The organism is Halomonas mongoliensis (assembly GCF_052496345.1).
Genome location: NZ_CP199288.1, coordinates 1,832,452 through 1,845,386 on the forward strand (window position 1 = coordinate 1,832,452; position 12,935 = coordinate 1,845,386).

Here is a 12,935-nt window from a genome sequence, read left to right on the forward strand (position 1 = left end):
CCGTCATTCTAGGAGGGGGCGCCTGGCTCCCCATTGATGCAGGTCAACGGGGAGAGAGGCCGACTCAGTCGAAGTCGCGGCTGGGCATCAGCCAGTCGTCGCCGGGGCGATGCCCTGCCTCCCGGGCCGCCTCGTACTGGGCCACCATGTCGTTGGCGATGGCGGCCAGGGCCGCGTCGACGCTGGCGTGGTCGTCGCTTGCCTCGAAGGAGGGCTCGGCCTGCAGCGGCGTCTGCAGGTAGTGGCTCTGCTCGCAGCTGATCCGGCCCCCGCCGGCATCGCGGTAGCAGCGGATGCGGATCGCGGTGGGGATCTCGCCGAGCTGAAAGCTCATCTCGGCAGCCAGGAAGCGCTGCTGATGAATCAGGGGGTGGCGAATGGCGGCCGGAGTATCCATGGACGTGAGTCTCCTGAGAGGTTGGCCGGGACCCGCCCGGGCAGGGGCGTTCGGTCAACATAGCACCCGGGCCAGAAGGGGAAAAGGCGATTACCTTGACCTGGGTTCATTGTCGGGTGCGGCTTTCTGTCCCATGCTTCACCACTAAAGAGGTTTTCCGGATGAATGTTTTGTCTGGCTTGACTGACCCGGAGTGGAGCATTTCGTGACAAGTTTCCTGCGTACCTGGCTGGTAACCCTGATGCTGGTAGTGGTGGTCGCCCTGTCGACCACGGCCCAGGCGGCCGACTGGCTGCCCACGGTCTTTCCCGAAGCGGATGCCGTCGGCGAGCCCATCGAGGAGCCGCCGGTGCTGCCGGTGCTGCGCGACGGCGAGGTGGTGGGCTATGTCTTCGAGACCAACGATATCGCCCCCATCCCGGCCTACTCGGGGCACCCGGTCAATATGCGCGTCGGCATGTCCCTGGAGGGGCTCATTACCGGGGTCGAGGTGCTCGACCACTCCGAGCCGATCATGCTGGTGGGCATTCCCGAGACCGTGCTCGACGACTTCGTCGAGCAGTACGCCGGTAAGTCGGTGCGCCAGAAGGTCCGCGTGGGCCTGTCGCGCCAGCGACGCGAGGGCTACGAGCACGTCGACGCCATCTCCGGCGCCACCGTCACTGTGGTGGTGATGGGCGAGGGGATCATGCGCTCGGCGCGTCAGGTGGCCAGGGCGCTGGAGATTCTCGAGGGGGGCGTGGCCGAGCCCGCCACCGTGCGCGAGGATCTCTTCGAAGAGGCCAGCTGGGCCGAGCTCAAGGCGCAGGGCGCCATCGGCCACCTGCACCTGACCCGGGGCCAGGTGGACGAGGCCTTCGTCGGCACCGACGCCGAGGGCGTCGAGGCGGCCCCCGAGGGGCGCGAGGAGGAGACCTTCATCGACCTCTACTTCGCCTACCTGAACGTGCCCTCCGTGGGCCGCAACCTGCTCGGCGAGCGCCAGTTCGAGCAGCTGATGGAGGGGCTTGCCGAGGGCGAGCACGCCCTGGCGATCATGGCCGACGGCCGCTACTCCTTCAAGGGCTCCGGCTTCGTGCGCGGGGGCATCTACGACCGCATCCTGATCCACCACGGCGCGCGCTCCGACCAGTTCACCGATGCGGATATGCGCCGCCTGTGGGGCGTCGAGGCCGAGGGCGCGCCGCGTCTGCCCGAGCGCGATATCTTCATCATGCGCGAGGAGGCACGCTTCGACCCCGCCCAGCCCTGGGAGCTGGAGCTGCTGGTGCGCCGCCAGGTGGGCGCCCTGGACACCGAGTTCGTCGGCTTCGCCGCCGAGCTCAAGGTGCCCGAACGCTTCCTGGAGATCCCCGAGCCGGTGGCCGACGCCATGCTCGAGGATGACGAGGCGCGGCCGCTGTGGGTCTCGGTGTGGGAAGACCGCGTCATGCATATCGTGGTGCTGGGCGCCGGCCTCGGCGTGCTCACCTTCATCCTGCTGTTCCAGGACTGGCTGGCCAAGCGGCCGCGGCTGCTGCACACGATTCGCTACGCCTTCCTGGTCTACACCGTGGTGTTCATCGGCTGGTACGCCCTGGCCCAGCTCTCGGTGGTGAATATCTTCACCTTCGCCAACGCCCTGTTCACCGACTTCCAGTGGTCCACCTTCCTGATGGACCCGATGATGTTCATCCTCTGGAGCTTCGTGGCGGTCTCCCTGCTGCTGTGGGGCCGCGGCGTCTACTGCGGCTGGCTCTGCCCCTTCGGTGCCATGCAGGAGCTGATCAGCGCGGTGGCCCTCAAGCTCAAGGTGCCGCAGTTCGAGCTGCCCTTCGCGCTGCATGAGCGGCTCTGGGCGCTCAAGTACATCATCCTGCTGGCGCTGTTCGCCGTCTCCCTGCAGTCCCTGGGCCAGGCGGAGATCTACGCCGAGGTGGAGCCCTTCAAGACCGCCGTGCTGCTCAAGTTCCAGCGTGAGTGGGGCTTCGTGCTCTACGCGGTGCTGCTGCTGGCGATCAGCGCCTTCAACCACAAGTTCTACTGCCGCTACGTCTGCCCGCTGGGGGCCGGCCTGGCGATTCCCGCCCGTATCCGCCTGTTCGACTGGCTGCGTCGCCACAAGGAGTGCGGCAAGCCCTGCCAGATCTGCGCCCACGAGTGCCATATCCAGGCGATCCATCCCGATGGCCGGATCAACCCCAACGAGTGCCACTACTGCCTGGACTGCCAGATCACCTATCACGACGACCGCAAGTGTCCGCCCATGGTGGTGCAGCGCAAGAAGCGTGAGAAGGCGACTCGCCTGAGCAGCAAGGTGGCCGATAGCCGGCGGATTCCGGCAACCGAAGTACCCGGCGGTGGTGCCTGAGGCGCCAGACCTGCCAGGCAGCGAACCGAGCAGCGTCGGCGGCACCTGCCGACGACGCGCCGGAAGAAAAGGCCGGCCGCAGAGTCGGCATTGCAAGAAGCGACAACGAAACGGAGAAGCGTCATGAGCGACAAGCAGAAGGGCGACCAGCCTACCGGAACCGTCAACGAGGGGCGTCGCCGCTTCCTGGCGGGCAGTGCCGCAGTTGGCGCGGTCAGCATGGCCGGCGCCGCCGGCGTGGCGGGCGTGGGCGCCATGACCCGCAGCCAGCCGGCCCGGGCGGCCAGCAACGGCGGTGCCGCCGACACTCACGTGGCACCGGGTGAACTGGACGAGTACTACGGCTTCTGGAGCGGTGGGCATAACGGTGAGGTGCGGGTCTACGGCGTGCCCTCCATGCGCGAGATCATGCGCATCCCGGTCTTCAACCACTGCTCGGCCACCGGCTGGGGGATGACCAACGAGTCCAAGCGCATCATGGGCGACAGCCATCGCTTCACCAACGGCGACGCCCACCACCCCCATATCAGCTACACCGACGGCAGCCACGACGGCCGCTACCTCTTTATCAACGACAAGGCCAACACTCGCGTGGCTCGCGTACGCCTGGACGTCTTCAAGACCGACGCCATGGTGACCGTGCCCAACGTCCAGGCCATCCACGGCCTGCGCCTGCAGAAGGCGCCGCGTACCGGCTATGTGTTTGCCAACGGCGAGTACATGATTCCTCAGCCCAACGACGGCCGCGACATCAACGACCCGTCGAAGTACCACACCCTCTGGAACGCCATCGATGCCGACACCATGGAGGTGAAGTGGCAGGTGATGGTCGACGGCAACCTGGACAACATGGATGCCGACTACACCGGCAAGTACGCCGCGGCGACCTGCTACAACTCCGAGGGCGCCGTGGATCTGGCCGGCAAGATGCGCGCCGACCGCGACTGGGTGACCATCTTCAGCATCGAGCGCATCGAGCAGGCGGTGGCCGACGGCAACTACATGACCATCGGCGACTCCGATGTGCCGGTGGTGGACGGCCGCAAGAGCTCCGGCCTCAACGTCACCCGCTACGTGCCGGTGCCCAAGAACCCCCACGGGCTCAACACCTCCACCGACGGCAAGTACTTCATCGCCGCCGGCAAGCTCTCGCCCACGGTGTCGATGATCGAGATCGCCAAGCTCGACGACCTCTTCGAGGGCAACCTCGACGACGAGCGCGATGTCATCGCCGCCGAGCCGGAGCTGGGCCTCGGGCCGCTTCACACCACCTACGACGGCCGCGGCAACGCCTACACCACCCTGTTCATCGACAGCCAGGTGGTGAAGTGGAACATGGAAGACGCCGTGCGCCACTGGAATGGCGAGGACGTCGAGTACATCCGCCAGAAGATCGACGTTCATTACCAGCCGGGCCACAACCACGCGACCCTCTCCGAGTCCAAGGATGCCGATGGCAAGTGGCTGTTCTCGCTGAACAAGTTCTCCAAGGATCGCTTCCTGCCGGTGGGCCCGCTGCACCCCGAGAACGATCAGATGATCGACATCTCCGGCGAGGAGATGAAGCTGGTGCATGATACGCCTACCTTCGCCGAGCCCCACGACGCGGTGATCATCCGCCGCGACCAGATCCAGACCAAGCAGGTCTGGGAACGCGATGATCCCTATTTCGCCGAGACCATTCGTCAGGCCGAGGAGGATGGCGTCAACGTCGAGACCGACAACACCATCATCCGTGACGGCAACAAGCTGCGGGTCTACATGACCTCGGTGGCGCCCAACTTCGGCATCACCGAGATCCCGGCCAAGGTGGGTGACGAGATCACCGTGACCATCACCAACCTGGATCGCATCGAGGACCTGACCCACGGCTTCTGCGTGGTGGATCACGGGGTGAGCATGGAGATCAGCCCGCTGCAGACCGCCTCGATCACCTTCACGGCCGACAAGCCCGGGGTGTTCTGGTACTACTGCAACTGGTTCTGCCACGCGCTGCACATGGAGATGGTCGGCCGCCTGCTGGTCGAGCCGGCCTGATATTGCGGTAATAGTCCATCGGCAGATCCTGCCGAGCCGGCGCGCCACGCCGGCTCGGCAGCCACCTTCGAGACACGCAGAGAACACCATGCCTTCGAGATGGTTACTCCCCTTTCTTCTCCTGCTGCTGCCCGGCCTGGCCCTGGCCGCCGAATGGCGTGCCGTACCCGGCGAGACTCCGCTGCAGCAGGTGCTTGCGGCCGCCGCGCCCGGTGATACGGTGCGGGTGGCCGAAGGCGTTCACCTCGGCAATTTCGTGATCGAGGTGCCCCTTACCCTGGTTGGCGAGCCCGGTGCCATCCTGGATGGCCAGCGTCGCGGCAGCGTGCTGACCGTAGCCGCTCCCGATGTCACGGTGCGCGACCTGCACCTGCGCGAGGACGGTGCCAATCTTACCGACATCGACAGCGGCATCTTCGTGGCCACGCAGGCCGAGGGGGCGCTGATCGAGAACAACCGCATCGAGGCCCGGGGCTTCGGCATCTGGCTCGACGGGACCCCCAACGCCAGGGTGATCGACAACCGCATCAGCGGCGACACCTCGCTGCGCTCCCAGGACCGCGGCAATGGCCTGCAGCTCTTCAACGTCACCGGCGCCGAGATCCGCGGCAACGAGGTCTGGGAGGCCCGGGACGGCATCTACATCGACGTCAGCAACCACAACCGGCTGATCGGCAACCTGCTGCGGGACCAGCGTTACGGGGTGCACTACATGTTCTCCCAGAACAACGTGGTGCGCGACAACGTGACCCGCAACAACCGGCTGGGCTATGCGCTGATGCAGTCCCGTTATCTGGAGGTGGTGGGCAATCGCTCCGAACGCGACCAGAACTACGGCTTCCTGATGAACTTCATCGTGCACTCGGTAATCGCCGAGAACGTCTCCATCGAGGCCCAGCGCGGCGGCATGGCGGCGGCTCCCGACGGCCACGCCATCAGCGGCACCGAGGGCAAGGCGCTGTTCGTCTACAACTCGCTGTTCAACGAGATCCGCGACAACCTCTTCGCCCGCACCGAGATCGGCATCCACATGACCGCCGGCTCCGAGGACAACGAGTTCCACGGCAACGCCTTCGTGGGCAACGAGACCCAGGTCAAGTACGTGGCCCTGCGCGAGCAGGAGTGGTCCTTCGAGGGCCGCGGCAACTACTGGAGCGACTACCTGGGCTGGGACCTCAGCGGTGACGGCCTCGGCGACATCCCCTACGAGCCCAACGACTCGGTGGACCGCCTGATCTGGACCTACCCCATGGCCAAGATCCTGATGAACAGCCCGGCGGTCCAGGTGCTGCGCTGGGTGCAGCGCGAGTTCCCGATCCTGCGCCCGCCGGGCGTACGCGACAGCCATCCGCTGATGGCCCTTCCCGACTGGATGGCGGAGATAGTGCAATGACTCAACCCGTGATCGAGATGCGCGCGGTCGGCAAGCGCTTCGGCAAGCTGACCGCCCTCGACGAGGTAAGCCTGACCCTCAAGGAGGGCGAGGTGCTGGGCCTGATGGGCCACAACGGCGCCGGCAAGTCCACCTCCATGAAGCTGATCCTGGGCCTGATTCGCCCGACCAGCGGCGAGCTCAGGGTGTTCGGCCACGACCCCGGCGGTGCCGCGGCCAACGACCTGCGCCTGCGCCTGGGCTACCTGCCCGAGAACGTGCAGTTCTACGAGCAGCTCTCGGGTTACGAGGTGCTCGACTACTTCGCCCGCCTCAAGCGCATCGGTACCGGGGTGGTGACGCCCCTGCTGGAGCGGGTGGGGCTGGGCCACGCCATGCACCGCCGGGTGAAGACCTACTCCAAGGGCATGCGCCAGCGCCTCGGCCTCGCCCAGGCGCTGATCGGCGAGCCGCGGCTGATGCTGCTCGACGAGCCCACCGTGGGCCTGGACCCCATGGCCACCCGCGACTTCTACGGCATGGTCGATGAGCTGCGCAGCCGCGGGGTGAGCGTGATCCTCTGCTCCCACGTGCTACCCGGGGTGGAGCGCCATATCGACCGGGCGGCGATCCTCGGCCAGGGGCGCATGCTCGCCTCCGGCAGCATCGACGAGCTGCGCGAGGTCGCCGACCTGCCGCTGGTGATGCGCCTGCGCACGACCCGGGCCCCCGAGAGCCTGGCCGACTCGTTGCGACCCCACGGGGTGGTGGCCCGCCCCACCGGGGAGGGCCGCCTCGAGCTGGCGGTGCCGGTGCGCGCCAAGATGGCGGTGCTGCGCCGCCTGATGGCCGACCCGAAGGTCGCCGACCTGGACCTGGAGCCGCCCACCCTGGAGTCGCTCTACGCCCATTTCGACGCCACCATTCGCGACCGTGCGGAGCCCGCGTCGGCCCCGGCGGCCACCCTCGATGCCCAGCAGGGAGTGAGCGCATGAGAAACCTGATGATCGTGGCCGGCAAGGAGTTCCGCGACGGCCTGCGCAACCGCTGGGTGCTGGCCATCACCCTGGTGTTCGGCCTGCTGGCCATCGGCCTGGCCTATTTCGGCGCCGCGGCCTCGGGTCAGGTGGGTTTCACCCGGGTCTCGACCACCATCGTCAGCCTGTCGAGCCTGGCGGTGTTCCTGATACCGCTGATCGCCCTGATGCTGGCCTACGACAGCATCGTCGGCGAGGACGAGCAGGGGACCCTGCTGCTGCTGCTCACCTACCCGATGAGTCGAGTCGAGATCCTCGCCGGCAAGTTCCTGGGCCATGCGGCCATCCTCGGCGTCTCCACCCTGGTGGGCTTCGGCGTGGCCGGTGCCGTCATCGCCGTCCTGGGCAGCGTGGAGCAGCTGGGCGAGCTGGTGGCGGCCCTGGCGCTCTTCATCCTCTCGGCGATGCTGCTGGGCTGGGCCTTTATCGGCTTTGCCTACCTGATCAGCGTCAACGTGGCGGAGAAGTCCAAGGCGGCGGGCATCGCCCTGGTGGTGTGGTTCCTCTTCGTCATCGTCTTCGACCTGGTGCTGCTGGGCGTGCTGGTGGGCACCGGCGGCCAGGTCAGCGAGGGGCTCTTCCACTATCTGCTGCTGCTCAATCCCACCGATATCTTCCGCATCGTCAACCTCACCTTCTTCGAGGCGGCGCGGACCCAGGCGGGCCTGGCCTCCATCGGTGCCGATGCGGCCTTCCACCCGGCGCTCTTGATCGGTGCCCTGCTGGCCTGGGTGGCGGTGCCCCTGGGGCTGGCGCTGTGGATCTTCCGTCGTCGCGAAATCTGAACAGGACACAGGCACATGCTGACACGCAGGAAGTTCATCATCGTGGTGGGGGGCGTCACCCTGGCGGGGCTGGCCGGCTGCGGCGGCGAGGAGGAGGTGGCCGCGGCCTGCGAGCCGCGCCCCTTCCGGGACGACGACGAGTGTGCGGTTTGCGGGATGTTCATCAGCCACTACCCTGGCCCCAAGGCCCAGGCCTGCCTGCGCAACGGGCGGCTGCTGACCTTCTGCTCCACCTCGGACATGTTCGTCTGGCTGCTGCAGCCCGACTCGGTGCCCCTGCTGCGCAAGGCCTATGTCCACGACATGGGCATCACCGACTGGGATCACCCCTCGGACGACGCCTTTATCGACGCCGAGGTGGCGGTCTATGTGACGGAGCATCCGGTGATGGGGGCCATGGGGCCGACCCTGGCCTCCTTCGGCCGCGAGGAGGATGCTAGGGCCTTCATGGCCGAGCATGAGGGGCGGCTGCTGCGCTTTGATGAGATCGACGTCCAGGTGCTCAACGACTTGGCCCGGGCGCATATCGAGCGGATGATGTAGATAGCGCCGGGCGGCTGCCCGGCCCTGAAACGCAGCGCCCCCGGCAGTCAGGCTGCCGGGGGCACTTGCGTCTGGGGCGAGCCGTGCGGGTTAGAGCACCGGCTCCAGCATGAAGTCCACCGCCGCCTTCACCTCCTCGTCGCTGAGGTTGGTAAAGCCGCCGCGGGGTGGCATGGCGCCGATACCGTTGATTGAGTTGGCGTAGAGTTCGTCCATGCCTTTCTCGAGGCGCTCCGCCCAGTGCCCCTCGTTGCCCTTGATGGGCGCGCCGGCGGCTCCGGTCATGTGGCAGGCCATGCAGGCCTGGTTGTAGATCGCCTCGCCATCGGGCTCGGCCTGGGCGGCGGCGGACAGGGTCAGGGCGGCGACGCCGGTCAGGGCCAGGGATGCCAGTCGCTTCATAACAGATCTCCAGAATGCATCTTTCTATATTCAAGAAATCGGAGGTCAGCCTTGCCTCCGACGGTCAGATGTCAGCGATGATGACGCAAGCTTCACATTGTCGCCATGACTTATGTCATGGCGGTGCCCGGGCGCTGCCTCAGAGTGCCAGGGGCGGCTCGAGGGGGTCGTTGCTGTCCCTGTCCTTCTTAAGGGGCTCGATGCTGAGCAGCTGGGCCAGCTGCGGCTGCTGGGGGCCCAGCATATCGGCCAGGGTGTACTTGTCGAGTACGGCGATAAAGGCCCGCAGCGCCTCGGCAAGAATCGGCTTGAGCTGGCAGGCCGGCGTGATCCGGCACTCGTTGCTGTCACCGAAGCACTCCACCAGTTCCAGGTCGTTCTCGGTATCGCGTACCAGCCGCCCGAGGCGGATCTCCTCAGGGGCCTTCTTGAGCAGCAGGCCGCCATTCTTGCCGCGAATGGCGGTGATATAGCCCTTGTGGCTGAGCTCCTGGACCACCTTCATCAGATGGTTGCGGGAGATCTCGAAGCGTTCCGCGATCTCGTTGATGGTGGAGCGCTCCTCCCCCTTGACCGCGAGAAAGATGAGAACGCGCAGGGAGTAGTCGGTAAAGCGGGTCAGGTGCATGGGCGTTGCGGCGACCTCGATACTTGATGTTAATCAAAGCTTATGATGCAAATCACTATCATCATAACATCCGGCCCCTGTCGTGGGATAAGGTTCCACGTCCTGCGACATCGGGTCGCGTCAGCAGGAAGGTCGCCACGCCGCAGAACAGCAGGGCCGTGAGCGCCAGCACCGGCAGGGGGGCCCCGCCGAGCCACAGCACCAGCCAGCTGGCCGCGAGCAGCAGCAGGGCCAGCCGCTTGGCGCTTCGCGGTACGGCCCGCTGCTCCCGCCAGGCGTTCAGCGTCGGGCCCAGCCGGGGGTGTTCATGCAGCCAGCGAGCCAGCCGCGGCGAGCCCTTGGGGGCCGCCCAGGCGGCGACCAGCAGGAAAGGCGTCGTGGGCAGCAGCGGCACCACCAGTCCCGCCGTGCCCAGGCCCACACAGCCATAGGCCAGGCTGCTCCAGGCGAGGCGTGAAACCAGGCGCGTCATGGGAACCTCCGGGTGGCGGTGGCGCACATTAAGAAGTATTTTACATGAATGTTAAGGAGTGGTGCAAAGACTATCATGCTCAACCCTTCGCAGGCGGCGACGGTGCCGGCCTGGCATCTGTTCTTCCCGCTGGCGGCCCTGCACGGGGCCCTGCTGGTGCCGCTCTCCCTGCTGTCACTCTATCACCCAGCAGGCGTGGCGCTGCTGGCCTCCCCTGCGGCACACGGTCGCGAGCTGCTCTTCGGCTTCGCCCTGGCGGTGATCGCCGGCTACCTGCTGGGACCGCTCAACCAGCGCTGGCTCTGGCTGCTGGGCGGCCTCTGGCTGACGGCACGCCTGGGCGGACTGCTGTGGCCCGTCGCCCTGCCGGTGATCCTGGCCGATGGGGCCTTCGTGCTGCTGCTCGGCTGGCGCCTGGTGCCGCGCTTTATCGCTGCCAAGCGCTGGCGCAACCGGGTGCTGTCGCCGCTGCTGGGGCTGCTCTGCCTGCTGGCCCTGGTCACCCTGGTCTGGCGCTACCTGGGGCGCATGCCCACCACGGCCCTGGTGATGCACCAGGGGGTGCTGTGGCTGGTGCTGCTGATGACCTTCATGGGCGGGCGGGTCCTGGCGCCGGCGGTGAATGGCTACCTGATGGCGAGCCGCCGCCAGGCCGGTGCCGGCGTCCAGCCCTCCATCGAGGCGGCGCTGATCGTGCTGCTGGGAACGACGCCGCTGCTGATGCTGTGGCCGCCCCTGCGGCCGCTGGCGGCGAGCCTGGTGCTGGCGGCCGGGCTGCTGGTGCTGCTGCGGCTATGGCGCTGGCGGCCCTGGGCCTGCCGGCAGCGCCCCGACCTGCTGGGGCTGATGCTGGGCTATGCCTGGCTGGGAGTGGGTCTGCTGCTGCTGGCCCGAGCCTGGTGGCAGCAGCCCCACGCCAGTGCCACCCTGCACGCCTTTACCATCGGCGCGCTGGGCGCCCTGGCCTCCGGCATCATGCTGCGCCAGGCGATCCTGCGCGCCAAGGGGCGCCCCGAGGCGGAGCCGCTGCTGCTGCCCCTGGCGCTGCTCTTCTCCCTGGCTGCGGTGCTGCGCCTGCTGGCGCTGGACGCCGGGGAGGGGTGGCTGCCGCTGCTGTGGGGCTCGGCACTTGCCTGGAGCCTGGCCTGGCTGCTGGCCGCCTGGCGGCTGCTTCACTGGCGTCGCCGCACGGTGCGCCGCAGGCTTGATCCAGGTCAGCTACCTCGAGAAGGGTACCGACGCACGGACCCCTGAATGGCATACTCTGCCCATACGGCGGCGCCGGCAGCGCCGCCCTCCGGTTCAAGAGGCTGTTTCACGATGCAAGACACCCTGCTGTTCGATCGCCCCCTGGTGGAGAAGTATGACCGCCCCGGGCCGCGCTACACCTCCTACCCTACGGCGCCCCAGTTCCATGCGGCCTTCGCCGAGGATGACTACCGCGCTGCCGCCGAGCGCAGCAACCGGGCCGAGACGCCCAAGCCGCTGTCGGTCTATGTGCATATCCCCTTCTGCAAGAGCCTCTGCTACTACTGCGCCTGCAACAAGATCATCACCCACAACACCGAGCGTGCCGCCGAGTACCTCGAATGGCTCAAGCAGGAGATCCGCGTGCAGGGCGCGCTCTTCGACGAGTCCCGGCGCATGACCCAGCTCCACTTGGGTGGCGGCACTCCCACCTACCTGAGCAACGCCCAGCTCGCCGAGCTGATGGCGGCGCTGGACGAGGCCTTCCACTTCGCGCCGCCCGCCGAGCGCGAGTTCTCCCTGGAGGTGGACCCGCGCACCGTGACTCCCGAGCAGATCCACGAGCTCCATGACCTGGGCTTCAACCGCCTGAGCTTCGGGGTGCAGGACTTCGATCTCGACGTGCAGAAGGCCGTCAACCGCGTGCAGAGCGAGGAGGATGTCGTCTCACTGGTGCATGCCGCCCGGGAGGCCGGCTTCGAATCGGTGAGCGTCGACCTGATCTACGGCCTGCCGCTGCAGACGGTGGCCAGCTTCGATACCACCCTCGACAAGATCATCGCCCTGCGCCCGGACCGCATCGCCACCTACAGCTATGCCCACCTGCCGGAGCTGTTCAAGGCCCAGCGCCTGATCCGCCCCGAGGACATGCCGCCGCCGGAGCGCAAGCTCGAGCTGCTCGAGCTCACCATCCGCCGCCTGACCGCCGCCGGCTACGTCTATATCGGCATGGACCACTTCGCCCTGCCCGACGACGAGCTGACCCTGGCCCGGGAGAACGGTACCCTGCAGCGCAACTTCCAGGGCTACTCCACCCACGCCGACTGCGACATGATCGGCCTCGGCATCACCTCCATCGGCAAGGTGGGCGATACCTACAGCCAGAACGTCAAGGAGACCGCCCAGTACCAGCACCGCCTGGGCGAGGGGCAGCTGGCGGTGTTCCGCGGCTACCGCCTCAGCGACGACGACCGGCTGCGCCGGGACGTGATCAACGCCCTGATGTGCCACAACCGCATCGACTTCGCCGCCATCGAGCGCGAGCACGGCATCGTCTTCCGCGACTACTTCGCCGACGCCCTGGCGCAGCTGCAGGAGATGGCCGACGACGGCCTGCTGGCGATCCGCGAGGGCGAGATCGAGGTGCTGCCCGCCGGTCGTCTGATGATGCGCAACGCCGCCATGGCCTTCGATGCCTATCTGGCGAAGAGCCAGGGGCGCTATTCGCGCACCGTCTGATGCCCCCTGGCCGATGACAATGACGCCGCCCCGTCCATGACGCGGGCGGCGTACTCGTCTCCCAGGCCCGCCGTTCCGGTGGTTTCCGCTGTCAAATGAAAAAGGGTCATGATGCTGCCGTGGCTGCACCAGATATGGGGCTTGCCGGCAGGTTATGGTCTATATATGGTAGGCGGCCGTCGGGTCGGCGGGTCTGCGCCGCCATT

General features: G+C 67.1%; 12 protein-coding genes. 8 read left to right on the forward strand and 4 right to left on the reverse strand.

The genetic code is table 11. From position 1 onward, the window contains the following. Window positions 1–64: 64 nt before the first annotated feature. Window positions 65–397, reverse strand: coding sequence for a hypothetical protein (locus ACRYRV_RS08635; protein WP_444985399.1), 333 nt, complete (start codon window positions 395–397; stop codon window positions 65–67). Between the two features lie 205 nt (window positions 398–602). Here ACRYRV_RS08635 and nosR point away from each other — a divergent pair, with 205 nt between their 5' ends. From nosR to ACRYRV_RS08665, 6 genes are all read left to right on the forward strand, one after another. Then, on the forward strand, window positions 603–2,747 hold the full coding sequence (gene nosR, locus ACRYRV_RS08640; protein WP_444985398.1) for a transcriptional regulator NosR: 2,145 nt from the start codon (window positions 603–605) through the stop codon (window positions 2,745–2,747). 123 nt (window positions 2,748–2,870) lie between these two features. Then, complete coding sequence (gene nosZ / locus ACRYRV_RS08645; protein WP_309636591.1) at window positions 2,871–4,784, forward strand: TAT-dependent nitrous-oxide reductase; 1,914 nt, start codon at window positions 2,871–2,873, stop codon at window positions 4,782–4,784. An 88-nt stretch (window positions 4,785–4,872) separates the two neighbouring features. Continuing rightward, window positions 4,873–6,177, forward strand: coding sequence for a nitrous oxide reductase family maturation protein NosD (locus ACRYRV_RS08650; RefSeq protein ID WP_444985397.1), 1,305 nt, complete (start codon window positions 4,873–4,875; stop codon window positions 6,175–6,177). Next, a complete protein-coding gene (locus tag ACRYRV_RS08655) occupies window positions 6,174–7,151 on the forward strand; it encodes an ABC transporter ATP-binding protein (RefSeq protein ID WP_444985396.1) in 978 nt (325 codons plus the stop codon). Before ACRYRV_RS08650 ends, ACRYRV_RS08655 begins: the two co-directional genes overlap by 4 nt. Further along, window positions 7,148–7,978 (forward strand): ABC transporter permease subunit, encoded by an 831-nt coding sequence (locus ACRYRV_RS08660; protein WP_309635709.1) that lies wholly within the window; start codon window positions 7,148–7,150, stop codon window positions 7,976–7,978. Before ACRYRV_RS08655 ends, ACRYRV_RS08660 begins: the two co-directional genes overlap by 4 nt. 15 nt (window positions 7,979–7,993) lie before the next feature. Continuing rightward, entirely contained in the window at window positions 7,994–8,521 is a 528-nt protein-coding gene (locus ACRYRV_RS08665; protein ID WP_444985395.1) for a nitrous oxide reductase accessory protein NosL, read from the forward strand. 90 nt (window positions 8,522–8,611) lie between these two features. Here ACRYRV_RS08665 and ACRYRV_RS08670 read toward each other — a convergent pair whose 3' ends face one another. The 3 genes from ACRYRV_RS08670 to ACRYRV_RS08680 all read right to left on the reverse strand — a co-directional run bounded on the left by ACRYRV_RS08670 (window position 8,612) and on the right by ACRYRV_RS08680 (window position 10,023). Beyond that, entirely contained in the window at window positions 8,612–8,923 is a 312-nt protein-coding gene (locus tag ACRYRV_RS08670) for a c-type cytochrome (protein WP_309636596.1), read from the reverse strand. A 139-nt stretch (window positions 8,924–9,062) separates the two neighbouring features. Continuing rightward, window positions 9,063–9,551 carry an Rrf2 family transcriptional regulator gene (locus ACRYRV_RS08675; protein WP_309636597.1) on the reverse strand — a complete coding sequence of 163 codons (489 nt, stop codon included), beginning with the start codon at window positions 9,549–9,551 and terminating at the stop codon, window positions 9,063–9,065. A gap of 61 nt (window positions 9,552–9,612) precedes the next feature. Then, complete coding sequence (locus ACRYRV_RS08680) at window positions 9,613–10,023, reverse strand: YbaN family protein (RefSeq protein ID WP_444985394.1); 411 nt, start codon at window positions 10,021–10,023, stop codon at window positions 9,613–9,615. 75 nt (window positions 10,024–10,098) lie between these two features. On the opposite strand from ACRYRV_RS08680, the gene ACRYRV_RS08685 reads away from it, so the two are divergent. Together ACRYRV_RS08685 and hemN are read left to right on the forward strand one after the other, a co-directional pair. Further along, a complete protein-coding gene (locus ACRYRV_RS08685; protein WP_444985393.1) occupies window positions 10,099–11,277 on the forward strand; it encodes an NnrS family protein in 1,179 nt (392 codons plus the stop codon). Window positions 11,278–11,343: 66 nt separating this feature from the next. Then, window positions 11,344–12,729 (forward strand): oxygen-independent coproporphyrinogen III oxidase, encoded by a 1,386-nt coding sequence (hemN, locus tag ACRYRV_RS08690; protein WP_444985392.1) that lies wholly within the window; start codon window positions 11,344–11,346, stop codon window positions 12,727–12,729. The last annotated feature ends 206 nt before the right edge of the window (window positions 12,730–12,935 follow it).